15 protein-coding genes are annotated in these 25,034 nt (G+C 39.1%); 3 read left to right on the top strand and 12 right to left on the bottom strand.

Annotated features, from left to right (window positions below; genetic code table 11):
* Positions 1-9: 9 nt before the first annotated feature.
* Together ANA7108_RS0112205 and ANA7108_RS27255 are read left to right on the top strand one after the other, a co-directional pair.
* The gene (locus tag ANA7108_RS0112205; protein WP_016951075.1) at positions 10-1,218 is read left to right on the top strand and encodes an XRE family transcriptional regulator; all 1,209 of its coding nucleotides are present in this window, start codon (positions 10-12) and stop codon (positions 1,216-1,218) included.
* A 313-nt stretch (positions 1,219-1,531) separates the two neighbouring features.
* A complete protein-coding gene (locus ANA7108_RS27255) occupies positions 1,532-1,882 on the top strand; it encodes a hypothetical protein (RefSeq protein WP_016951074.1) in 351 nt (116 codons plus the stop codon).
* A gap of 304 nt (positions 1,883-2,186) precedes the next feature.
* Here ANA7108_RS27255 and ANA7108_RS0112195 read toward each other — a convergent pair whose 3' ends face one another.
* From ANA7108_RS0112195 to ANA7108_RS0112170, 6 genes are all read right to left on the bottom strand, one after another.
* Positions 2,187-4,256 (bottom strand): prolyl oligopeptidase family protein, encoded by a 2,070-nt coding sequence (locus ANA7108_RS0112195; RefSeq protein WP_016951073.1) that lies wholly within the window; start codon positions 4,254-4,256, stop codon positions 2,187-2,189.
* Positions 4,257-4,490: 234 nt separating this feature from the next.
* The gene (locus tag ANA7108_RS0112190) at positions 4,491-9,374 is read right to left on the bottom strand and encodes a response regulator (protein ID WP_026104143.1); all 4,884 of its coding nucleotides are present in this window, start codon (positions 9,372-9,374) and stop codon (positions 4,491-4,493) included.
* A 119-nt stretch (positions 9,375-9,493) separates the two neighbouring features.
* Positions 9,494-12,418 carry a methyl-accepting chemotaxis protein gene (locus ANA7108_RS0112185; protein ID WP_016951071.1) on the bottom strand — a complete coding sequence of 975 codons (2,925 nt, stop codon included), beginning with the start codon at positions 12,416-12,418 and terminating at the stop codon, positions 9,494-9,496.
* A 16-nt stretch (positions 12,419-12,434) separates the two neighbouring features.
* Positions 12,435-12,962 (bottom strand): chemotaxis protein CheW, encoded by a 528-nt coding sequence (locus tag ANA7108_RS0112180; RefSeq protein ID WP_016951070.1) that lies wholly within the window; start codon positions 12,960-12,962, stop codon positions 12,435-12,437.
* A gap of 13 nt (positions 12,963-12,975) precedes the next feature.
* A complete protein-coding gene (locus ANA7108_RS0112175) occupies positions 12,976-13,341 on the bottom strand; it encodes a response regulator transcription factor (RefSeq protein ID WP_016951069.1) in 366 nt (121 codons plus the stop codon).
* Between the two features lie 194 nt (positions 13,342-13,535).
* On the bottom strand, positions 13,536-14,741 hold the full coding sequence (locus ANA7108_RS0112170) for a response regulator (protein WP_016951068.1): 1,206 nt from the start codon (positions 14,739-14,741) through the stop codon (positions 13,536-13,538).
* 430 nt (positions 14,742-15,171) lie between these two features.
* On the opposite strand from ANA7108_RS0112170, the gene hmpF reads away from it, so the two are divergent.
* Positions 15,172-16,932 carry a pilus motility taxis protein HmpF gene (gene hmpF / locus ANA7108_RS0112165; protein ID WP_016951067.1) on the top strand — a complete coding sequence of 587 codons (1,761 nt, stop codon included), beginning with the start codon at positions 15,172-15,174 and terminating at the stop codon, positions 16,930-16,932.
* Positions 16,933-17,176: 244 nt separating this feature from the next.
* On the opposite strand, the gene tilS is transcribed toward hmpF, so the two are convergent.
* From tilS to ANA7108_RS0112135, 6 genes are all read right to left on the bottom strand, one after another.
* Positions 17,177-18,193 (bottom strand): tRNA lysidine(34) synthetase TilS, encoded by a 1,017-nt coding sequence (gene tilS, locus ANA7108_RS0112160; RefSeq protein ID WP_016951066.1) that lies wholly within the window; start codon positions 18,191-18,193, stop codon positions 17,177-17,179.
* A 217-nt stretch (positions 18,194-18,410) separates the two neighbouring features.
* The gene (locus ANA7108_RS0112155) at positions 18,411-19,451 is read right to left on the bottom strand and encodes a LuxR C-terminal-related transcriptional regulator (RefSeq protein ID WP_016951065.1); all 1,041 of its coding nucleotides are present in this window, start codon (positions 19,449-19,451) and stop codon (positions 18,411-18,413) included.
* A 352-nt stretch (positions 19,452-19,803) separates the two neighbouring features.
* Positions 19,804-20,655 (bottom strand): metal ABC transporter permease, encoded by an 852-nt coding sequence (locus ANA7108_RS0112150; protein WP_016951064.1) that lies wholly within the window; start codon positions 20,653-20,655, stop codon positions 19,804-19,806.
* Complete coding sequence (locus ANA7108_RS0112145) at positions 20,655-21,431, bottom strand: metal ABC transporter ATP-binding protein (protein WP_016951063.1); 777 nt, start codon at positions 21,429-21,431, stop codon at positions 20,655-20,657. Before ANA7108_RS0112145 ends, ANA7108_RS0112150 begins: the two co-directional genes overlap by 1 nt.
* An 85-nt stretch (positions 21,432-21,516) precedes the next feature.
* Positions 21,517-22,497, bottom strand: a complete 981-nt coding sequence (locus tag ANA7108_RS0112140; protein WP_016951062.1) for a metal ABC transporter substrate-binding protein — start codon at positions 22,495-22,497, stop codon at positions 21,517-21,519.
* A gap of 280 nt (positions 22,498-22,777) precedes the next feature.
* The gene (locus tag ANA7108_RS0112135; protein WP_016951061.1) at positions 22,778-23,806 is read right to left on the bottom strand and encodes a serine hydrolase; all 1,029 of its coding nucleotides are present in this window, start codon (positions 23,804-23,806) and stop codon (positions 22,778-22,780) included.
* Positions 23,807-25,034 lie beyond the last annotated feature (1,228 nt).

Genomic DNA, 25,034 nt, shown 5'->3' with positions numbered 1-25,034 from the left:
AAAACCATCATGACTACCAACATCCTGGATAACATTGACCTGCGGACATTAGGTGAACTCCTGCAACAAGCCCGTAAAAAATGCAACATGACTCAAGCGGATGCAGCAAAGATTATTGATGCTGCACGCACCACTATGATTGCAATTGAGAAGGGAGAACGTCGTCTCAAAGCCAATGAACTGATTAAACTTGCTCGTGCTTACGGACGTTCTGTAAGTGAATTTGTTCGTCAACGTCCTGTCGTACAACCTTTTGAAGTGCAGTTTCGCGCAGTTTATCAACGCAGTCAAGAACAACAAGCAGAAATTGAACCCTTTATCTCCCAATTAGAGGAATTATGTCAAAATTACCTAGAACTTGAGAAAATCATGGATGCGCCACTACCGCGAAACTATCCTCTTGAGTATCAAGTAACAGATATGCCCATTAAATCTGCTGCGGAGAGTATAGCAGTAGCAGAACGTCACAGGCTGGGTTTAGGTGATGCGCCTATTTCCCAACTGCGGGACATCCTAGAACAAGACGTGGGTTTACGGATCTTCTATTTGCAGATGCCGCAAAAATACTCAGAAGTGTATAGCTATAACGAAGAAGTTGGCGGTTGTATGGCTATCAATGCCAATCATCCAGAGGAGCGCCGACGTTGGTCAATGGCGCATGGATACCTGCATTTTCTCGCACATCGGCAAAAACCAGAGTTTCATTTTGATGGTCAATATCAACGATATCCTGAAAGTGAGCAACTAGCAGAAACTTTCCCCAAATATTTCTTGATGCCTACCAGTGGATTGCTGAAGCGGTTTAATGATATGTACCGTACACACGGCAAATTCACACCGACTAATTTATTTACACTAGCGCATTATTATGGTGTTTCTGTAGAAGCCCTAGTTTATCGGTTAGAAGAAATGGAACTTCTACCGTCTGGAACTTGGGATAAATTGCGAGATAGAGGTTTAAAAGTTAGAAAGGTACAAGAGGAACTTGGCTTAGAACAAATCCTGCAAAGGGTTGATATGATGCCTTTACATTATCAACACTTAGCAATTGAAGCACTAGATCAAGCCCTAATTACGGAAGGGCGTTTTGCTGAATTCCTCTGTGTTAACCGTTTAGAAGCCCGTCGCATTGCAGAAGTATTAAGGGAGTATTCAAGCGGAATGATGGAAGAAGACACGGATTTTGATTTGCGTCAAATCCAAACTACTGGGAAGTAAGGTTAATTTATGCAAATTACTCACTCCCACGTTCTTCTTGATGCTTGCTGTATTTTCAACTTTTGTGCGTCGGGGCAATTTCTGGCAATTTTGAAATCTCTTCCTGCTGAAATTGTTGTTACAACAGTTGTAAGTAATTGGACAAAAATATTTACAGTCATTGCGAGCGAAGCGAAGCAATCCCAGCCCTTGCGATTGCGTCATTCCACTGCGTTCCATTCGCAATGACATTGTGTAATTAATTCTGTCCTAGTACTTACAAGAACGCGAATTAAATACACTCCAACTACTTCAGGAAGAAGAAAATGATGCTGTGTTAGAGTTTCAAGAAGCTATGAAACAAGGTTTACTAAAAATTGTAAATTTTGAATCAGAAGAAGAGGAAGACTCTTTTGTCAACTATGCTGTTGATCTCGATGATGGCGAATCTGCAACTTGTGCAATAGCAGTTCATCGAAAATGGGCAGTAGCAACTGATGACGACAAGGCTATCAAGTTTCTTCAAAAGAATTTTCCCCATCTTCAAATTCTATCAACCTTAGAAATAATAAAACATTGGTCAGAAGAAATAGGTGTTGATTCGTCAACATTACGTGATGTACTCAATGCTATTAGGATTAAAGGACGTTATAGCCCACATTCCGCACCCTGGGGTGTCACATAGTATTATCACTTAATTCTCTCTTGATTTTTGGATATAAATTATGCCTTATCGACATCATGTATCCGTTAATTCATTGAGATGTGGTATACAATACATCCTCATATCATCACAAAAAAGAGTAAAAACCGATTGTGACAGTTGAGGGTGCGGAAGATAGGTTATAGACCATCAAACAATCATCCTCTGCGAAATTGGTGGATCAATGCTTCTTAATCTTCATCTCTTTGCGCCTTTGCGTCTACCCTGCGGGATCTCCTGACGGAGATTGTGTGAGAAAAAAAGGTGGGAATTACCCACCCAAAACCTAAACCTCAACCCCCAAAACCCTAACCAAAAACCCCCACTTATCAGCCGCTTCCTCAATAATTTTCGCTGTTGGTTTACCCGCACCATGTCCCGCTTTCGTCTCAATTCTAATCAAGACAGGTGCTTCACCAACATGACATTCTTGCAAAGCCGCTGCAAACTTAAAACTATGAGCAGGAACTACCCTATCATCATGATCTGCGGTAGTAATTAAAGTCGCAGGATAAGTTGTACCTGACTGTAAATTATGCAACGGTGAATAAGCATACAAAGTTTTAAATTCTTCTGCATTTTCCGAAGAACCATATTCAGCTACCCAAGCCCAACCAATGGTAAATTGATGAAAACGCAACATATCCATAACACCCACTGCGGGTAAAGCAGCAGCAAATAAATCAGGGCGCTGTGTCATACAAGCCCCCACTAACAAACCACCATTACTACCTCCAGCAATAGCTAATTTTGCAGGTTTGGTGTAATTATTTGTAATTAACCATTCAGCCGCAGCAATAAAATCATCAAACACATTTTGCTTTTTCTCCTTCATGCCAGCTTGATGCCATTCTTCCCCATATTCACCACCACCGCGCAAATTAGAAACAGCATAAACTCCCCCCATTTCTAGCCAGACCAACAAACTTACAGAAAAATTGGGAGTTAAGGAAATATTAAAGCCACCATATCCATAGAGATAAGTTGGATTATTACTATCTAATTTAATGCCTTTTTTGTGAGTTATAAACATCGGTACTTGTGTACCATCTTTACTTTGATAAAAGACCTGTTTTGTCTCATATTCATCAGCATTAAAATCTACCTGGGGCTGACGATAAATTTCACTTTTATCAGTTTTCATGTCGTAGCGGTAGATAGTTCCTGGAGTAGTAAAGCTGGTGAAACTATAAAATGTTTCTGTATCATGACGTTTACCACCAAATCCTCCTGCGGAACCTAGTCCGGGTAATTCTACTTCTCTAACAAAATTCCCAGTAAGGTCAAATATTTTAACTTGGCTATGAGCATTTTGCAGATAATCAGCCACCAATTGATTATTTAAAATGCCTACGCTTTCTAATGTTTCCGCTGTTTGAGGAATAATTTCTTGCCAATTTTCTGATGTGGTATTTTTAGTATCAATGGCAATAACTCTGCCTCTTGGTGCATTTAAATCTGTCCGAAAATAAAAAATACTTTCCTCATTATCAATAAAACTATAATTTGCCTCAAATTGGTTAATTAATTCGACAACTTCAGTATTAATTTGAGTCAAATCTTTGTAAAAAACCAAGTTTCTAGAATCAGTTCCCAACCAAACAGAAATAATCAGATATTTGCCATCTTCTGTAACTTCACCACTAAAACCCCATTCTTTTTGATCAGGACGATGGTAAATTAATATATCTTCTGATTGAGATGTACCAAGTTTATGGTAATAAAGCTTTTGGTAATAATTAACATCCTCTAATTTGGTTTTTTCATTTGGTTGATCATAACGACTGTAGAAAAAACCTTGATGGTCATGAGTCCAAGAAGCACCGGAAAATTTAACCCATTGTAAATGGTCGTTTAAATCTTCACCTGTTTGAATATCTCTAACTTTCCATTCTTGCCAATCTGAACCAGATGTTGATAAACCATAAGCTAAAAGTTTCCCATTTTCATTAATAGCAATTCCTGAAAGAGCAACAGTTCCATCTTCTGAAAGTTTATTTGGGTCAAGTAAAACCCTGGGTTCTGCGTCTAAAGAAGGGAGAGTATAGAGAACACTTTGGTTTTGTAAACCATTATTTTTGAAATAAAAGTAAGTTTCACCTTCTTTAAAGGGAGTACCATACTTTTCATAATCCCAAAGCTTAGTAAGACGTTGTTTAATTTTTTCCCTGGCAGAAATTTCATTCAAGTAGCCAAATGTAACTTGATTTTGTGCCTCAACCCAAGCCTTTGTATCTTCTGTATCAGGGTCTTCTAAAGCCCGGTAAGGATCTACAATTACAGTACCGTGATAATCATCAACTTGATTGCTTTTGCTAGTAGTTGGATAGGTTATAAATTTTTTAGAGTCAGTCATGGTTATGGATAGATAAGCTTGTACATATCCTATTATCTGATTGGTAATGAGTAACCTGACGGAATTAAATCAAACCATGTTAAGTAATGTAAAATTATTATAATTCAGTTCGTAGTCAGGGCTTTAGCCCTTATTTGCGGACTCAATTCCTCACTACAAACTTTTAATTATTTACACCGTCCTACTTAGACATAGGGATGAAAATTCAATATGCCGAACACGATATCACTCCAATTAAGCAGTAACGAGTTTTTCGCCTTTTAACATCCGTGTAGCAGCTTCTAAAAGTGCTTCTTCTAAATATGGTTTCGTGAAGTAGCCACTGGCACCGAGTTGTACTGCCATTTGTCGATGTTTGTCTGCACCTCGTGAGGTAAGCATGGCAATAGGCAAGTGATTAAGAGTACTATCTTTCTGGATGCGTGATAGCAATTCCAGTCCGTCACAGCGAGGCATTTCGATGTCACAGAAGACGATATCACAGGGAAGTCCAGAACGTAGCTTATCCCAGGCTTCCTGACCATCACGCGCCTGTTCCACACGATAACCTGCTTTACTAAAGGTTAGAGAGAGCAACTCTCGGACGGTAATGGAGTCATCAATAATCAGCACAGTTGGCTCAATTTTCGCCTCCATTGGTTCAGAGAAAGAAGTAGCAGTTTTCCGTTGCCAAGAACCGCCACCAATTTGTTTGGACATCTTACCTTGGAAGATATCAATGATTTCCAAAACGTCGGCAATGGGCATAATCCGACCATCACCGAGAACTGTAGCACCAGCTACACCGCTAGGTTTGGGTGCTGGTCCTTCAAATTGCTTAATAACTATTTCTTGTTCACTTAGTACTTGGTCAATCTGTAGAGCAACCATTGTGCTTCCTGAACGGACGACAACTACAGAAACCATGTCATCTTCTCTGGTGGCGCTGTAGACGTTACCGCGACTAATCTGGCGATTAAAGGCTAAAATTTCCTTCAGAGGTCGGAATGGTAGCACTGTATCCCGCCAAAAAATAAATGATTGTCCATCGGAATCTTGCTGAATATCTGTCGCTGGTATGTCTAGTGTGTCTTCTACTCCGTCCATTGGGAAGGCGATTCTTGATTTGTCGGAGACGCAGCAAAGAGCTTTACAGATACTGAGGGTGAGTGGTAGACGAATGGTGAAAGTGGTTCCTTTGCCAAGGCTGGAGTCAGTGGTAACTGTGCCACGAATTTCGTTAATGTTATTTTCAACTACGTTCATGCCTACACCCCGACCTTTGATATCATCAATTTCATCGGCGGTGCTAAAACTAGGCAGGAACAAAAGTTCATAAGTTTCTTGGCGCGTCATGCTTTGAGCTTCTTCTGGTGTAATTTCACCTTTCTCAATCGCCTTGATTTTAACTTTTTCGTGATCGATTCCTGCGCCGTCGTCACCTACAGAAATTACTGTTTGGTTTCCCTGATGGAAAGCACAGATGGTAATGGTACCTACGGGTGATTTACCAGCAGCTTGTCGTACTTCTGGAGTTTCAATCCCGTGTGCGATCGCATTATTGAGCATATGAGTGAGCGGGTCAGTCAGATGATCTAAAATCATCTTATCAATTAATGTATCTGCTCCTTCTGTCACCAACTCTACTTGTTTGCCGCACTTGATGCCGTTATCGCGCACACCTCGGCGTAAGCGATCTATGGCTTGAGCAAAAGGTACCATTCGCGCTCTAGTCAGTCCTTCTTGTAGCTGGGTGGTGACTTGGCGGAATTGTCGGGCGACGCGCTCGGTTTCTTCGGTGACAAAGTCAATGTCACTAGCTGATTCACGGACTCTAACAATGAACTCTATTGTCTCTTGGGACAATGTATGGAAAAGGGTAAAGTGATCCATTTCTAGCTCACTAAAACCTCTATCGTGAGAATTTCTGGATGATTCGCTGCTGTGTCCTTTGGAACGACTCCGGCTGCTGAGGAGAGATGCTTCTAATAGCGATCGCTCGTACAATTCCTGCATCCTCGCTCCTACATCCGACAGATGTTGTACTTGAATCAGCAAGTTATCTAGTGACTGCCGCAGACGTTCCTGATCCTGTTCTAATGTATTGCGATTAACTACCAACTCCCCAACTAAGTTGCTCATTTCATCCAGTTGCTTGACTGGAATCTTCATGCTTTCTTCTCTAGTCACACGACGAGTATTCAGACGTTGTGCTTTGGTGCTGTTGGATTTGGGCGCTCTCCCTTGTGCATTAATTGTTTGATCCGCTTCGTCCAGCAGTTTGGCTAATTCATCAAAGTCATCATCAACCTTTTCTGGGACTGACGCAGCATTGTAAGATTTGCCAAAGACTCGTGGAGATAATGTTACTGACTCTTGCGGCATTTCTGCTGCTGTAACATTGTCTGTACCCAGTAATACTGCTAAAGCGTCAAAATCTCTGTCTGCCATGGAGACAGAGTTGGTAGCGCATTCTGATGAATCATCTAGTAATGCGTCTAAAAAGTCAAATTCATCTGCGAATGATAACTCATTTTCATTGGTATTAACTGCTGTAGTTTCTATTTCTAGTTCTTCAGTATTTTCCTCTTCAATCATCAAGTCAGATACATCTATCTCACTCACCAATTGATGTTCTGCTGATGTATCTGTTGTGCTTTCGTCGTCTTCTAAACTGAATCCAGAGAAATCAAACTCTAGGGCTGAGTCAATATCCTCTAAGTCATTGCTGTGAGTATTAGCAATTAACTCGACTTGATTTGTTGTTGCTAGTAAATCAGTTTCTGTTAGTGATAAATCAGCAAGTAAATTCAATGGGGCTGTGAATTCTGAGGTATCGCTATCTGTGATTTCTTGTTGAATATTTGGTGAGTGAGTTGCTGTTTTATCCTCTAATACAACTGGTAATTCTTGACTACTGTTGTCCTCAAAACTCCCAAATATATCTATTTCATCAACTAATATTTCCAGAGACTGATTGTTAAATTCTGGTGTGAAATCAATCGCCTCTGCTGCTGATGATAAAATCTGCATATCTGGTAGTGATAATTCACTTTCATCAACATTGAGGGCGGAAGCCAAATCATCAAATAAGTCATCCCCTGCATTTGAGGTGAATATAAGATCCGCAACTTGTTCTTCTTCGTTGAAAGTGAACCCAAAATCTTCAATTCCAACATTGTCTTCGGAGGCAGATACAAATATACTTGCTTCTACTTCACTAACCATATCTTCGTCAAATACAGACGCAATTTGTGGTGGTACATCTGCATAATTCCAGAAGTTGTTCAGATTTTCTTCCGCGTTGGAAATTTCTGCTGCTGTTGTTTCTGGTAAAGCAAATATATCCTCATCATCTGTCAGACGGATTGTATTTTCTGCTATTTCATCAAATATATTCTCAAAAGACCAGGTTTCTGGTTGAGATTGAGTTAGTTCTGAATCTATGGTGTCACTAAAATCAAGTTCTTCCCCAGAATCTACATTTGTAGTTGCTGATAAAAATTCATCAAAACTATTTGATGATATGATAGATAATTCATTGCTGGCAATAGTTTCTAGTTCTTTTGAACTTACTTCCTGTGAAAATAATAAACTATTGTTGTTAGAAGTTACTACCGATTCTTCGTCGGTAAAATCCGCTAAGAAAAAGTCTATATTTGGACTGGAAACATCATTACTTTCTGTGATTTGATTTGGCGTTTCTAAAATCTCTTCTTCAAAAACGTTATCACCAAATAATTGATTGAGGTCTTCTGTAATCTTGGCAAGATTTTGAGGAAAGTCATTATTTTTAGGATCATCTAATGACAGCAATTCTTGTAAATCGTCGTCATTTTCATCTTCTAAATCATCGCTACTAATTCCTAATTGATTAATAGTAGTGTTGAGAATTTCTTCTTGTTGCCAGGTTATTTCCAAATCGAGAGTATCACCTTGAAATATATCATCTAGAGTATTTAACTCGGCAATGCCTACTTCCAGTCCCTCAATAATATTACTATTGGATGTGAGTGTTTGGTTTGGATGAGTTGTAATCTCTGGTAAGTCATCAACAAAGCTATCGTTTAATTCTGCTAATCTGTTTATTTCTTCTGTTGAATCTAGTATAATTGTGCTGCTTTCTGCTGGCAGCGAAAATTCTGGATTTATTTCTGGAGTGATGGTAAATTCTGTTACCGTTTGTGGTTGTTCATTACCGAAATCAACGGCATCAAAATTTAGTTCCAAGAAATCTAGTTCTGGAATCAGTTCAAGTGCTTCTAGTTGGGGACTAGTGGTTACTTGAGCCTCTTTTCCTTGGATTACTAATTCTTGAGCTTTTTTGATCTCGGTAATCACGATTTTAGCTAAAGTCAGATAACTATTTTCAGGATTAGCGATCGCATTAGCTGCTGATTGAGATAAACTGCACCAATTGGGCAAATTTAATTTTTCACCCAGTTTCACCAACTGGTAACAGCTTTCCTGGAGTTTTTCTCGTGATGATGGTGTGGTACTTTGTTTAAACAGTTGCAACATTTCCCTCAGGGATTGCAACACCTGGTTTTGAAACTCTGACCAATCATCATTTCTACTGTTTGCTACTGGAGGTTTCTGGACTTGAGGTGCTGATACAGGAGCCTGTTCTGACAATTTGCTAGGTGTAGCAGCAATCGCAACAGGATACATCTGGATTAATGTTGGGTGTTCAGCGATTGGGGCTGTACGACCCTCCGATTGTACCAGTAGTTGTAGATGCTGATTCAGCCATTCAAAGACTGGCTCAGTTTCTGACATCAAAGTATTCGCCGTTTCTTCTGAAAGACCAAAGGGACTACCAAGATGGTCTAACAAAGCTTTTAATGTATCAGAAACACCAAGAAACAGTGACTCTAACTTTTGGTCAACTTTAATTGAATGTTCTTTAAGAATTTTAAAATAATCTTCTAAGCGATGAGAGGTATGCTGGATACTGCTCAACCCTAGCATGGCCGCCCCTCCTTTGATGGAGTGAGCAGCCCGGAAGACTTCGTTGATCATTTCTGGGTCGTTCAGGGTATCTTGGAGCTTCAGTAACCCCTGTTCGATAGTATTCAGGTGTTCTCTAGCTTCTTCGATAAAATAACCCAAAATTTTCTGTTGTTGTTCCGGCTGCATCTGCATAAGAATAAAGGATGAATGATATAGTCCGTAAATTCCCGTACTCTACATGAGAACCCTAAGAGTAGGATTAAGTCTGAAGCATAAATTATACTTCATACTTTATACTTCATCCTTTACCTAGATTCAATAGTTTCCACTCGGAAGCGTTCCACAGAGGCGATTAAATCGCGGGATACGCCCACCAAGTGCTGTAGTGCGCCGGAAACTCGCTGTGCTTCTTGAGAGGTTTCTTGGGCTGTAAGTTCGACTGATTGCATCACCTGAGCCACAGCACGGGAGGTTTCCGTCTGTTCTACGGTGTCGCTGGTAATTGAACGTACTAAAGTATCAATATGCTTGGCGACTTCAATGATGTTTTCGAGCGATCGCTTGGCTTCTTCTGCCAATTTTGTCCCTTGAATTACCTGTTGTGTCCCTTCTTCCATCGCTGTCATTACAGAACTAGTTTCGCTCTGAATTTGCATGACTATTTGTTCGATTTCTTTTAAGGACTTGGCAGATTTGTCTGCTAACTGGCGGACTTCATCTGCTACAATCGCAAATCCACGACCTGCTTCTCCTGCTCTAGCTGCTTCAATACTAGCATTGAGTGCCAACAAGTTGGTACGAGAAGCAATTTGGGAAACCAAGGCGACAATAGAGTTAATTTCTTGGGAAGATTCGGCTAATCGTTTGACTTTACGGGTAGTTTCTGCAACTGTCTCCCGAATTTCCAAAATCCCTGCTACCGTATTTTCTACTGCTTCCCCGCCTTTAAGAGCGATCGCACTGGCATCACGGGCTACAGTTTCTGCTTCTTTTGCCGCTACTGCTACCCGTTGGATGGATTCGGTCATCACCTGTACGGAATTCAAGGTGACGGCTAACTCTTCGGCTTGACGTAAGGCATCACCGGATAAGGCTCTAGCAAAGGTTTCTGAGTTGGTTGAACCTTTAGTTACTTCCCGTGCGGCTACTTTTACCTGTTGGACAATATCCCGCAGGTTTTGAATAGTCAGGTTAAAGGCATCAGCTACAGCTCCTAGTACATCGGCTGTCACCTCGGCTTGCACAGTTAGATCGCCCCTAGCAGCCCCTTCCACATCGTCTAAGAGACGAATTACTTGACGTTGCAGGTTTTCTTTGGCTTCTTCTTGTTCAACAGCTTTCCGTTGCGCCTCATTGGTTGTCGTGAAAATTACCCGCGACATATCATTGAAACTGGTCGCTAAGTACCCTAATTCGTCTTCTGAGTAAACTGTGGCTTGAACATTCAGATTTCCTTCCCGGACGGCATCAAACTGAGTTTGCAAATCCTTGGTGGTACGCCGAATTTGCTTGAGTGTGAGATTGCCCATAAAACCTGCGGTCACTCCACCTGCTAATCCGGCCGCTAAAGCCATTGCCCAGCCTGTGTTCCTGACTGATTCTCGCTGTGAACTTGGAGAAAAGGAAGTAGCTCCAAAGCTGATTAAAGCTGCTACCACTGCTGATGTTAAGCCTACGGTTCCAGCAATATACCACTGCTTTTTCTCTAGTGAGGCATTCTCAAAAAATCCAAACAAGCCTTGGTCAACTGTGACGTTGGGTTCTAGCTTAGGAGCATCTGACAGTGTAAATACTGAAACTGCATCTTGAGAGCCTGTAATTGTAAAATCATCTGATCTATCCCGATCAACAGCGCTATTACCGGATAAACTGTCAGTAAAACTACTGGTCATATCATCCCTGTTTTCTGATGATTCAGACTCTAAATCATCAAAGTCAGCATCTCCTGTTAGATCAAAGCTAGGAATACTACCAATATCATCAAAGTCTCCAAAATCTCCAAAGTCGTCTAGAAAATCGATTTTGTTTGCAGAGTTTTCTCCACTCAGGATACTACTGTTATCTTCATCTGCTCCAAAGCTCTCTGAACCAAAAGCCCGATCAAATGCTTCTGGATCAAAACTGTCATCATCAAAATTATTTAGATTTTGATAACTATTGACTTTAACCTGCGGGTTATAACCATCCAGGTTACTGTTCAGAGATAATGAGCCTTGATGATTTGAATTAGAAACTGATGCAGAGTTTGTTTCTTCTGGGATCTGATTTAACCAATTATCTGGGGTTTGGAAAGATATATCTTCATCAATGTTGCTTAAATCATTATTTGTCAAACTATTGTTGATTTCCTGTTCGGCAACCCCGATATTTATATCTTCCTGACTCTCATTGGCAAAGTCTAAATTTCCCAGACTCATCTCTTCCAATTCTGGTGAATCTTCTTCCCTGATTAATTCAGGTGTTGGTTGCCAGTTATTATTCAGTCCAAAAGGTGAATTATTCTCCTCTTCACTAATTTCTGAATTTAGATCAAAGTCTGTAAAAGGACTGTTTCCAAATGATTGTTCAATATTTACACTGGAATTATCTTCTTGCCAAAAAGCAGGTAACTCTAAAGCTCCTGATTCTTCACCACTGTTTTCTACTGGATCTAGAAATTGCTGATCTAGCGCAAAGGGATCATCATCAAATGCTACTGAGTTATTTGGTGTGGCATTGAATTCTGTGTTGTTGACAGCGATATTAAAAGGATTACTCTCCGATATGTCTTCAAGCGCATCCTCAGATGGTTGATAATCACCAAAAGATGCCATATCAAAACTGGTGTTATCCAATTCTCCATCAACTCCCAAGTCTAGCAATTCTAGCTCACCGGTTACTGGTTCATTGGATATTTCGTGAGCATTCTTGATCTCACTCGGCTCTTCTGTCAGTTGATCAGATTCTAATGTTCGCAAGTATGAATTAATACTTTCAATACCGTTATTGGCAAAACCAACAATTTCTTGATCATCTGTCAAATCCAACACCTTGTGATATTCTGCTTTGGCTATATCGTACTGCTGCAAAACGTAGTAGGTATGCCCCCGCAACAAATGAGAGTTGGGGTCATCTGGAAAATTTTGCACCACTTGGCTGACCAAAGTAGCAGCAACTTCATAGTTGCCTTGTACGTAGGCTGTCATTGCCTGTTGGTATGTTGAATTATCATCATTTATATTTATTGCCATGTCCTCCCTCCCGACTTCATCCTGCCCATCGCGCACTTCGCAAAATTGCTGTTTGATCAATTAATCGCAGATACTTATTTTTTGTAGTATCTAACCATTCACCACGCAAAAAAGGAGCCATTGTATCTGGCACATTATTTGATGGCATCAGATACTGTACATCAAGCCAGTCCATACCACAGATTTCTTCTACTCCTAAGCCTACTATGATGTCTTGATCTTCAATAGCAATTACTTGTATCTCAGATCTATCAGTGTTTAATGCCGTTCCTTCCCCCAAAAATTGACCCAAATCTGCCACCCAAATTAATCGCCCTCGTAAATTTAGAGTCCCTAAAAGTAATGGAGAAACATTAGGAATTGGAGTGATGCGATCTGGACTTAGTTCAATCACCTCCCGAATACCAGTTGCTTGTAATGCAAATTCCTGATCAGCAGAAATGTAAAACCTTAAATGTAACTCACCTTCGGGACTTTCTAGTTGTAATTCCGGGCGAAATTGATCTTGACCGCTGCCACTTAAAAAGTCTGGTTTGCTAACCATGTTGTTGTCATCCTTATCCCCGCAGCAGTTGTTTGACTGTTCCTACCAACTCGGTTGGCTGAAACGGTTTAGCGATATAAGCATCAGCCCCCTGTTTCATGCCCCAGTATCGATCAAATTCTTCACCTTTGGAAGAACACATGACTACAGGGACATTTTGGGTTTTCGGATCGGACTTTAATCGCCGACAAAGTTCGTAACCGTTCATCCGGGGCATGACAATATCTAAGACTACTAAATCTGGAGGTGTACTTTGAATTGCTTCTAAAGCTTCTAATCCGTCACAAGCATGGGTAACTTTTAAGCCACTGGCTTTGAGGAGGTCTGTAATCATCTCCCTTTGGGCGATACTGTCTTCCACGATCAAAACTGTACTCATAAATGCCTATCTACCTCCTGATTTAGACTTTCCTTTCTGGAATATTCCCTGATTCCCTTACAAAATATTACTTGTATAATTTAATTCTACTTCACACTAATTTACTGAGTCTGGATGTTTTACTGGGGTTAGCTGATTCTGTGATAACATTTTTTACCCTATCTTTGAGCAAATCCACAAGTCTTGTATTCCGTTTATATTCCCACAACAGAATCTATGTTGATATATTTTTCTACAAGCATGAGTAATTCAGTATCTACAAATGGCTTTGTTAAATAATCTGTAGCTCCAATCATCCTCGCTCTGACGCGATCAATAAAGCCTTCTTTTCCCGTCAGCATGATAATTGGTACGAGCCGAAATGCTCTGGAATGTCTCAGCATGGCACAAATCTCATATCCATCTAGCTCCGGCATGGCAATGTCGCATAAAATCAAATCTGGTTGGAGTTGGAACACTAGGCTGAGGGCTTCTAAAGGCTTAGTGATAGAAATCGCTTCATACCCTTGTGGTTTCAATATTGACTCTACAGTTTCGCAGATTGCGATCGCATCTTCAATACAAACTATGCGTCTTTTACGTTTGTCTGCTTGCTCCCAGGTTTCAATTTTAACCTTAGGTTTAGATGTAACTGAATATACTAATTGCAACCAGCCTTGTTGTACGTAAGGATACATTGCTTTGGCAACGGTTAAAATATCACGGTTGAGATAGCGAGCCAACTGACGGAGGGATGTTTTTCCATCTGCCCAATGTTGTAATTTATTGACTGTTGATGCTGGTAGTGAGTTGCTCAATTTAGATATGTCAGCTAAGACTGGTAACTGTTCTGGTGATTGAATATGTGGATATAGTTGCTTCCACTCTTGTACCTGCTTCGTAATTTTGGTGACTAAGATAGTAATTTCCAAGCTAGTTAATTGCGGAACAAGTGCTGTCCCTAAATCAAAAATAAAACTACCTTGGTGTAAACTCAGCAGATCAAACAGTGTCTCATGCACTAAGCCATGAATGATATTCCTTGCTACTTTTGGGGTGATAATATTATGTTCCAAGAGCGCCCAAAGGTAGGCATACTCAGGTGAATTTGTGGATTCTAAGGTAGCAAGTTGCTTTTGATTAAGTCGCTTATCGATTCGATAATGACGTAAATAATCATCAATCCGAGATAAACTACTTTCCCCAGCTTGACAATAAACTATTTGACCGTTTAAGAAAAATACAAACCAAGACTGTGGTTTACTTTCCCACGCAGGAAAATGCTGGGAACCGCTTTCTTCACTCAGTTTATGACTTTGGTAAGAACTATGAGCTTCTACCCACAACTGCCCAGTTCGTTGTCCTAGCTCGATTAGTTGTAAGATACTGCAAATATCAATCTCGTTTAAATTTCCTTGCATTTAGCTAAAAAGTACTCCTTGACATTCTAGTTAAGATTACTTGATTAATTGTCAATCAGTGTTAATTTGTTAGCTATGACCATTCTTCAACTTTTTCATGTTTTCAGTAGCCTAATAAGGTAATATACTCGCAAGGCTATTATCTATATAAGCATTTGAGCAACCCAAAGATGAAGCTTTTGTGAGCGATATTTGACAAAGTTGGTGATCATACGGTAGTCACAATCACTATCATGAGTACAGGATATAAAAGATGCGACCCAGCCGCGTCTACCAAATATCAAGATATATCAAGATGTGAAATATCACTTCTATCAGTAGTTTTGTCTATCTTGTGCTGCTAGACTTAAGTTAAGCAAAACAAGTTAAGAGAATAACCTAAGATATATCCCAAAACACGGACGTAAAGTGCATCCAAAGGATTAACGGTGTGCTGTATTTAGCAGAAGTACAAAAGCAAAAAGGCGGCTTACTCAGTGGTGGTTCTAAAACAGAACTAAAACTACTGACTTGTCAACGAAGCGACCAGAATTGGAATACTGTGTCGGAAGAAACTATTGCATATGAGGATGGAAGTAAATTAAATGATGGCTCACTAGTACTAGTAGAACTGAGTCCGAATCGTCAAGTACAGCGAATTCAGGAGGCTGGCCGGCCGCTAGTTAACATTTTGCAGAATTTTTCCCGTCAAATGGAAAAATTTAAGCTCAAAGAAGATGAAATTGATCAGTGGAAGCAATCACTGATGTTTCAAGTCCAAGAGCTAAATCGCCGCGAAATGGAAATGGAATCGCGCTTAGAACAAGTACAGCAACTAGAAGATGATGTTCAACGATTAGAATCACAAAAACAAGAGGTTGATACATCTCGTGAGCAAATTGAACGGTTGCAGGCAGAAATTGAACGGAACCGTCAAGAACTAGAAGGTGCTTGGGAGCATCTACGGGGAGAGCAGCGTCGTCTGGACGAAAACCAAGTAAATTCGCAGCCTGTCCAGTTTTTGGATGAAGAGCAAAGTCGGGTAATTACTGATTTGCTTGAGCGCTTATCTGGTGGTGTTGGTTCTACGGGAACAGTACAAGAAAATCTCAATTGTGCTTTTGAACTCATCGAACAGCAACAAGCGGTTCTGAACCCACATTGGCAACAACTAGAGTTACAACGGACTTTAGCTCAACAACAACAAGGGAAAGTTGAACAATTATCACGCACCTTGCGCGATCGCCACACTGAACTTCAACAATTACAAAGTTCTTTGGAGCAACAAATAAATCAGTTACAACTGTCCAATACTACACTTCATAACAAACAAGAATTTGCTGCCACACTCAAAGAACATTTGCGAAATCAAGAACATTTATACCAACAAACCCACACCTTGGTAGCAACAGCTGGTAATGTGGTTTTCGGTCAGCAAGTTGATGTGGAAAGTTTGCAGAAAATGCCCTTAGAAGAACTGCAAAAAATGGTACAGGATTTGCAGAATAAATTGGAAATCGATTCTAGTTTTGTTCAAGATCAAGAACAAGAACTAAATTACAAACAAGAAAGTATAGAAGAATTGCAAACAAAGATTCAGCAAGCGTCTGGGGAAGATTTAAAAAATCTAGAACTAGAACTAGGAGATGAAACAGTCCTCTACCAAATGCTCAATGAGAGTTTAGTCGGACAACGCCGCAATTTGCTAGAACGGCAGCAAACTCTCTCTCAACACCAAACTATACTGCTGCAACGACAAGGACAGACTGTTGTCAATTCTCCAGGAGATAACACAATTAATTTAGGGTCAATCCTTTCGCAAATTGATACCCAACGACAACAACAGTCCCAAGAGGTGCAAAAACTGGAAAGTGAAATATTACAGTTGGGTGTAGATATGGAGACGATCCAAGAAGCAATTGGTCATCAAACCCATGATTTAGAGTCAAAGCGCCAAGAACTCCAAACCATAGAAGAACAATTACTCAACTTGCAAACAGCAACTGCTGAATGCTGGGGTAAGGTGAATCTCTATCAAGAAGCACTACAACCTATTCAAGATTCTTTAGATAGTTTACGGAATCAAATGCAAGCAATTGCAGACTCTTTGGCTCATATCCAAGAAAGTGGTGATTCTCATCTTCAGACTATTAGCGAAGTGTGTCAAACTATCCAGAGTCTAATTAACTTTCCAGAAGTAGTCGCATCTTAGCAAGAACTAAGAATGACACGGACATGGAGGGATGATAAGACCACTTGTGGCGCAACCCAGCGAACTGTAAAGGAATTCTCGCTCCTTGAGGACGAGGAGGTAAGTAGGTGGGCGTTAAAAATTGTCGTTGGGGTAAGGCAGGGAGCAGGGGGCAGGGGGAAAGAGGGTTTCAGCCCTATTTACTTTTCTTCACATACCTTTAAATTTTTCTGTTTACCTACTTATGTCAAAACTACTTCATCCTTCATTTTTGGTAGTCGATCAAGATGTAGTCATCTTGTACTAAAGCGATCGCACCACCAGGAAAAGGATCTGTTTGAGAACGATTCGGAGCGCTAATTAAAGCCGTTAATTTCTCAATATGCTCAAAGTTGGGAGCATCATCAAGTATTACTTGCAGTACCTGACGCATAACACGGCGTTGTAGTGCTAAAGGTGCTGTTTTTAAGATTTTTCGATTTAGCCTGATATTCAATCGATCCTTTACCCCCAACCCATCTCCGCAAGTCGGAGACGGTATGAAAATTGCTTTTTGTCGCAATTTTTGGGCTTCTTGTTCTAAATACTCCACTTCTGCTTGTAGCAGTTCGGCTGTTTGAGCCAAATTTAATTCTACTTTGGGATTGAAATTTGTTTGTAAATATGGTAATAGTTCTTGGCGAATACGATTTCGCGCATATTTTAAATCTTGATTTGTCGAATCGTCCCAAATAGATAAATTAAACTCTTGGCAAAATTGCAGTGTTTGAGAACGAGTAATTTCTAATAATGGTCGCACTAACCTAATATTATCAGTTAGTGAGCGTTCCCAAGTCAGAGCTTGTAAACCGTCAGCACCAGTACCACGGATTAAATTGTAAATTAGCGTTTCCGCGCGATCGCTTGCAGTGTGTCCGGTAATAATATATTGATAATCATGAAGTTGGGCAATTTTAGTTAAAGCTTGATAGCGCCAATTCCTAGCTGTAGCTTCAGTATTTATAGGTTCATTAGCCGTTTCTAAATAAAAAGGTGTTTCCCAAGATTTAGCCAAATTTTCAACATGGTGAGCATTAGCTTGGGAGTCTTCACGCCAACAATGATCACAATGAGCAATACCCAAATTCCATTCCCATTTGGGTTGTAAATCTAATAACAATTTAATTAAACAAAGAGAATCTTGTCCACCAGATACCGCCACTAATAGGCGTTGGTTATGCTCAAATAGACGACGTGCGCGAATGGTGCGGTGTATTTGAGCGTGTATGGGAGTCCATGTCATGAGGAGATTTGTAACTGCTTGATTCGTCCACTGACTCAACTATACTAAATATTGATTACATATCTTATTTAGGATTGTTAGCAATTCCCATTCAAGTCAGGTATGAGCAGTAATAATTAAACACAGATGGACGCAGATAAACGCAGATAATTTTGTAATTCATTAGACTAGGAAATGCTATATCTAAATGATAAATGCAATATCCATTTGATATAACTTAGTGAGTTGAGGACTTGATAACTCTAACTGCGTAAAGCTTCCAAGCTTCTAATTCTGGTAATTTCCAAAGTGCTTTTTTGATTTGCTCATCATGGGAATAATATTTAAGAAAATTACTCCATGATGCTAAAGAACTTTGTTTATCTCCCTCCGCTTCCTGAACTTGTGCTAATAAGCAATAAGCTGGAGCATATTCATTTTCTAATTCTAAGCAGATAAGTAAATGTTGTTTTGCTTGCTCGTAATTATCTTGTTGAAAATATGCCCAACCCAGATTTTTATGAAGTGCAAGTTTGACCGTACTATCTTTTACCCTTGACAAAATAGGCTCAATAATTTCTACAGCATCAGCACTATTTCCGCGAATAATTTCCAAGCGAGCTAAGTTGTTAACAGCAGCATCAGCCGCCCGATTATTATATTTAATTGCAATCTGATAGTGATAGAAAGCATTGTTAAAATTATCTAGCTTTTCATAAGCTGCTCCCAAATTATAGTGAGCAAAAGCATAGCTTGGATTAAATATAACTGCTAATTCCAGATAAGCTACAGCACTAGGAAAGTCATAGTTGAGGTAGTTTTTATGTCCTATTTCATTTAGAGATTTAGCAATTTGTTTCTTTTCTTGTTCATTAAAGTTAATCCGATTTAGCACCTTTTTTACATCATCTAACATATGCTGACTAACAGATAGCAAGCGCACGATAGATTCACTGATATTTACTTTTTCTGAGTCTACTAGTTCTGCTGCTGTGTCTTCTTCTCTAAATTTAGCTTGACGTTCAGTTAGTAACTCAGGTTTGTGTTTAGCAAACAGCGCCACCAACTCCAAACGTTTGTAGCGACGATTATCAGAAGGTTCATTATTCAGTCCAAATTCATAACATATTCTTTCCACATATTTTCTGACAGATGCTTCCCCAATGTTCATAGCATCAGCTATATCAATATCCGTCTCCCCGGCTAGTATTTTTTGCAACACTTCTTTGCGTCGATCTGTCAGCTTGTCGAAGATGTGTTCAAACTCTTGTTGATTCATCCTTGGTTTTAATTGCATCAGTAATTAACTAGTTCACGCCTGTAACTATTTTACAACAAGTTAACAATAATTATGTTCCTATCACTATTAGGACTCAAGCAACTGTGATACTTGCATAAGTTTTCTGGAGTTGACATCTTCAAAGAGATGGGTTGTAAAATACTTAAATAAGTAGTCGTGCAAAATAAATTGTACATTTAGGAGAGGGAATAGGGAACTCTTAACAGGGAACAGGGAACAGATAAGCACTATAGGGATTTTTATTTGTTCCGAAAATATTCAATTAATTTTGCTCAGGTACTTATCATTTTTTTGGACTCTTTGAGAATCTATCCCAGCCGGATTATTAATTCTAACTGAGTTTCTGTTTCTTAGCTCTAACCAATAAACCATGTTTAGGTGCAAATATCATGGCTACAATGAACAATAAGGTTTGCAACACAACAATACAACCACCAGTTGCACCATCGATGTAATAGCTAATGTAAGTTCCCATAACGCTTGAAAACACTCCAGAAGCCATAGCAATCAGCATCATATGGTCGAAGCAGTCTGTTAATAAATAAGCAGTTGCTCCGGGTGTCACCAGCATCGCTACAACCAGAATAATCCCTACAGTTTGTAGTCCAGCCACAGCAGTTAAAGATAGTAATGATAGTAAAAGATAGTAGAGCGCTCCTGTATTTAAGCCGATAGAACGTGCATGAGTAGGGTCAAAACAAAATAACAATAGGTCTTTGCGTAAGATGGCGATTGCTACTAAAGTAATAACGCTAATAATTACAGTTTGAATGATATCTGATTGAGAAATACCCAGAACATTACCAAACAGAATATGCGTCAAATCTATACTGCTTGGTGTTTTAGAAATTAGCACTAAGCCCAAAGCAAAAAAACCAGTAAAAACTAATCCAATTACGGTATCTTCTTTAATTCTTGTCTTAGACTTGATCACACCAATAGCAACAACTGAACTGACACCAAATACAAATGCCCCAATAGCAAAGGGTATTTTTAATATATAAGCAATTACAACCCCAGGCATAACTGCATGGGAAACTGCATCACCCATTAATGCCCAACTTTTCAAGATCATGTAACATGATAGCACTGAACAAACCATCCCAACTAAGGCACTAATTAAAATTGCCTTAACCATGAATGCATTTTGCAAAGGGACAGTAAACCATTGAAGTAATTCCATTATATTTCTTCCTGATTATTAGAATTTAAACGGCTTTTAGTAAACGTCAATTCACCGAGGGAACCGCCAAAGGTACGAGATAAATTTTCTGCTGTAAAAACTTCAGAGGTATTGCCGTAAGCTAAGATAGTACGGTTGATTAAAACGACTTGGTTACAAAAAGTTGTGATTGATGCCAAGTCATGAGTAGAAACCAAAATTGTATGACCTTGTTCTCTTAATTCTAATAATAGGTCAATCATGGCTTTTTCTGTTTTGATATCCACCCCTGTAAATGGTTCATCTAGCAGTAATATTTTTCCCTGTTGTGCCAAAGCACGCGCAAAAAAGGCACGTTTCTTTTGTCCACCAGAAAGTTCTCCAATTTGGCGATTGCACATTTCCCACATTTGCACTCTCTCCAAACTTTCCCTCACTACCTGTTTATCCTGAACTGAGGGAATTCTCAATATATTCATATACCCATAACGCCCCATCATTACCACATCATAAACACTTACCGGAAAATTCCAGTCCACCTCCTCTGACTGTGGTACATATGCTACCAGGTTATTTTTTTGTACCATTCTCATAGGTAAGCCATTAATTAACACCCTGCCTATTGTCGGCTTAACAAACCCCATAATTGCTTTAAATAGAGTTGATTTTCCGCTACCATTCATCCCCACCAACCCACAAATTGAACTGGTTTTGAGTTGCATAGAAGCACCATGTAAAGCCACCTTGCCGTGGTAATCAACTGTGACATTTTCGACATCAATACTGATTAAGTTCATATTCATTTATCACTTGTTATTTTTTAGTTTGTAAAGACAGAAAATTTATATTCTCTCCTAAAAAACTTAACTCACTTCCACATTTTTAATTTCCCTGTAAACCTTGAATTAGTGTGTTCACATTATATTCAAGTAACTTGAGATAAGTTGTTGCTGGCCGATCTGATGAAGAAAGAGAATCTACATAGAATACCCCACCAAACTTTGCACCAGTCACATTAGCAACTTCTCTTTGAGCTTTATCACTGACTGTACTTTCACAGAAAATAGCAGGTATTTTATTTGTCTTAACAGTTTCAATTACCTTTTCCATCTGTCTCGGCGTGCCTTGTTGTTCTGAATTTACTGGCCAGAGATAAACTTCTTTTAAACCGTAATCGCGGGTAAGATAAGAAAAAGCACCTTCACAACTAACTATGTAGCGTTGATCAGAAGGAATGACTGACAGGTTTTTTCGCAGTTTTTGGTCAATTGTCCGAATTTTTTGACTGTATGCTTGAGCATTAGCATTGTAAGTATCTGCATTCTCTTGGTCTAAATCTACCAGTGCTTTGCGAATATTTTCGACATAAATCAACGCATTTTGGGGTGACATCCACGCGTGAGGATTAGGTTTGCCTTTGTAAGCATTTTCCGCAATTTCTACAGGTTTAATTCCGTCACTTAGAGTAATGTGAGGAACCTTAGGAACACTGTTGTAAAATTTCTCTGCCCAGCGTTCTAAACTCAAACCATTGTCTAAAATTAGGTTAACTGATTTCGCCCTAACTAAATCACTGGGTGTCGGTTCATAGCCGTGAATTTCTGCACCAGGTTTAACAATTGATTCCACAATTGCCTGATCACCCGCTACATTTTTAGCCATGTCTGCAATAACAGTGAAAGTTGTGAGAATTACCTTTTTGTCTTTCTTGGCAGGATTTACAGCACTGATAGCCTTAGGTGTAGCATTTACCTGGGATTGATCATCAGGGGTGGAACTACATCCACTCAGCCAAAAACCTAATAATAGCCCAGATGCAACAGCCGATAGTTGTGCTGGGAAACTATTGACAGTTATGTTCATTTATTTATTTTCATAATCTTCTCATTTTTATATAACCTTACCACATGGCAGATAAAAATGAGAAGACTTAAGATCACACCTTGTTTTTCAAGGTTTACTTGTACAGTTCTGCTAAGATATGAACTTTTGTAAATTTATGAGGAAAAATTTTATTAGTTAACATCAAAAAACTACTTAATTGTGACATATTTGCTGTGACTGGAGCTATTTTGGGCTTAATGGTTGTTTAAGCCCCGTTATTTTGATGAAATTGGCAATTTAATTTATAAATTAATCAAATTTATAATTGAGGTAGATTGGTAACTTTTGGTTGCTCGAAATAACCATATACAACCTGAGATACTTGACGAATAAAAGCTATGGCTCTACTGTCATTATTTGGTCTTCGCACGAAAATTCCTGCTAAATAGCGTTTACCTGATGGTGTTTCAATAATACCCGCGTCTCCCAGTACAAACCTCAGAGTTCCTGTTTTATGAGCAATACTTGCCCCATTACCCAAGCCAGATGGCAGTAGGCTTCTATTATGACAATGAATCATAATACCTAAAACTTGAGAGCGACTTGTATCAGAAATTAATTGATTATTTGTAATTAAAGCTGACAGTCTGACTAAGTCTTTGGCACTAGTTTTATTAGTTCCTTTAAAGTCTCCTAACATATTCTTAATTACAGTACTTTGTAACCCCCAAGCCCGAAACCGCTGATTTAAATTTGCCTTACCACCTAAACGGTCGATCATCATATTGGTAGCGGTATTATCGCTAATAGTCATCATTTTATTGACAGTTTCTAAAAGACTCAGCTTAGTTCCTACTCGCCGATACTGCATATCTCCAGAACCACCAGTAACGTGTTTACGTTGCATCACCAATGTTTCATTTAAGTTGATTCTCCCTGCATCTACTTCCTGAAATAAAGCAATCAAAATAGGATACTTAATTGTACTAGCAGCCGAGAAAGGTTGATCACCATTTATATTTAAATAATTTCCGGTTTGCAAGTCCATAAAAAAGATTCCGGGAGTGAGGAATCTGTATCGAGCCATTAATGCTTTAATCGGAGTCTGTAGTTCTGATAATTCTCTTCCTAAAGGGACTATACCAGTGTATTTAGCAGTATCTATTGGATTGGCAAAATCTTCTGAAAGAGTTGGAGGAATAAATTTTAATTCTGGTAGTTGTAAATTTGAGCGATTTCCCTGTCCAACGTTTGCGTTCTCAACTTGATTCGTGTTAAAATTTGCCTTTGCTGGCAAGGATATTAGAAGAACACTTGTGAGGCTAAGTAATAACCAGTTTAGTTTCATATATTGATGTGAGGATAGTGGTAAAGGATATGACAGAGATTCCCAGAAAAGTAAATTAAATCCTGATTGATTGACATAGTATTCACTAAACTACTCTATGTCAAGATATTTAGATAACGTAATATACTGTAATTTAGGAACCAGAAAATATGAGTTAAAAGCACAAAATCAGATCCAGCAAATTTACATATATGCTATTTACTAATTATCTAAACAGCAATCTGAAAATTAAGTAGAGCAATGTAAATAATTAAAGGTTTGTAGTCAGGAATTCAGTCTTACTTAGGTTATTTTTTCAGAGGGAACAGGAAGCAACTCTTAACAGAAAAAACTCATGTTTAAAAACATGAGATTGAAATAATGATACTGTTTTTTTCGTGTCACTCTCCTTGTAAAAACATCCTTTTTTTTGACTGAGCTTTAAACTCAGAACTAAAGTTTTTTATTTGTTCACTGTTGACTGTTCCCTTTTTTTGTAATGACGTTTAAGGCGCAGAGATTACACAATTTTGCCATCATTGACAAGAGATTCATTAATTAATAACTTTAAAATATCAATACTTTGTCCAAATTGGAAAAAGCCTTGATTTTTAGGTTGGGTTGTGGAACGTAAACGTTCGCGGAGCAATCAGCATAAAAACAAACAAATGCGTTGGGTTACGGTGTAGCTTAAGCCAACCGACAGAAAATGGATAAGGTATTTAAATATAGAAAGTTTTTTCTGCCAACAAGTACTTATGCCAAATAACAGGAATCTTTTAACGGACAACAGAGCAGGAATATAAAGATTTAGATAATTTTTTAAAAAATGGACATATATTTTGGTATGGGGACTTACTATCCTTTTCTCCAAATTTGCCGGAAGCGATCGCACTTTAGTTAGAGTCAGATGAGGTATCCTTTGCCGCTCAACTTACTCCGTATGTAGATAAGTATAAGAATTTACAATTGCTCAGAACCCTTAGTCCTCAAAGAAAGAAGGTATCAATGTGTAACACTTGCTGTATGTTTTGAAAACTTTAGTCGCCAATTATGCGTTAGATAAGTTAAAGATGGAAATATCTGACAATTCTACACGTGACCATTTCCTACCCAGTCTCCTGGGCAGAACTAAACCTGAAGTTGAGCAGATTTTCACCCTAGCGGGTAGTTGTGAGGATTAAATCACCACCTCAGCGTGACGTTTCATCTTGACATTTCGCCAAAATTATCTCAACTTGACTGTTTA

The organism is Anabaena sp. PCC 7108, from assembly GCF_000332135.1.
Classification (GTDB): Bacteria; Cyanobacteriota; Cyanobacteriia; order Cyanobacteriales; family Nostocaceae; genus Anabaena.
Note: the sequence above shows the minus strand (reverse complement) of the source record. Positions and strands in the feature narration are given on the sequence as shown.

Excerpts from the sequence above, each read along its gene's own strand:
- ANA7108_RS0112150 (WP_016951064.1), bottom strand. The coding sequence starts at position 20,655 with ATGGAATTACTTCAATGGTTTACTGTCCCTTTGCAAAATGCATTCATG.
- ANA7108_RS0112185 (WP_016951071.1), bottom strand. The coding sequence starts at position 12,418 with ATGGCAATAAATATAAATGATGATAATTCAACATACCAACAGGCAATG.
- ANA7108_RS0112170 (WP_016951068.1), bottom strand. The coding sequence starts at position 14,741 with ATGCAAGGAAATTTAAACGAGATTGATATTTGCAGTATCTTACAACTA.
- ANA7108_RS0112175 (WP_016951069.1), bottom strand. The coding sequence starts at position 13,341 with ATGAGTACAGTTTTGATCGTGGAAGACAGTATCGCCCAAAGGGAGATG.
- ANA7108_RS0112135 (WP_016951061.1), bottom strand. The coding sequence starts at position 23,806 with ATGAAACTAAACTGGTTATTACTTAGCCTCACAAGTGTTCTTCTAATA.
- ANA7108_RS0112140 (WP_016951062.1), bottom strand. The coding sequence starts at position 22,497 with ATGAACATAACTGTCAATAGTTTCCCAGCACAACTATCGGCTGTTGCA.
- ANA7108_RS0112145 (WP_016951063.1), bottom strand. The coding sequence starts at position 21,431 with ATGAACTTAATCAGTATTGATGTCGAAAATGTCACAGTTGATTACCAC.
- ANA7108_RS0112195 (WP_016951073.1), bottom strand. The coding sequence starts at position 4,256 with ATGACTGACTCTAAAAAATTTATAACCTATCCAACTACTAGCAAAAGC.
- ANA7108_RS0112205 (WP_016951075.1), top strand. The coding sequence starts at position 10 with ATGACTACCAACATCCTGGATAACATTGACCTGCGGACATTAGGTGAA.
- ANA7108_RS0112155 (WP_016951065.1), bottom strand. The coding sequence starts at position 19,451 with ATGAATCAACAAGAGTTTGAACACATCTTCGACAAGCTGACAGATCGA.
- tilS (WP_016951066.1), bottom strand. The coding sequence starts at position 18,193 with ATGACATGGACTCCCATACACGCTCAAATACACCGCACCATTCGCGCA.
- ANA7108_RS0112190 (WP_026104143.1), bottom strand. The coding sequence starts at position 9,374 with ATGCAGCCGGAACAACAACAGAAAATTTTGGGTTATTTTATCGAAGAA.
- ANA7108_RS0112180 (WP_016951070.1), bottom strand. The coding sequence starts at position 12,962 with ATGGTTAGCAAACCAGACTTTTTAAGTGGCAGCGGTCAAGATCAATTT.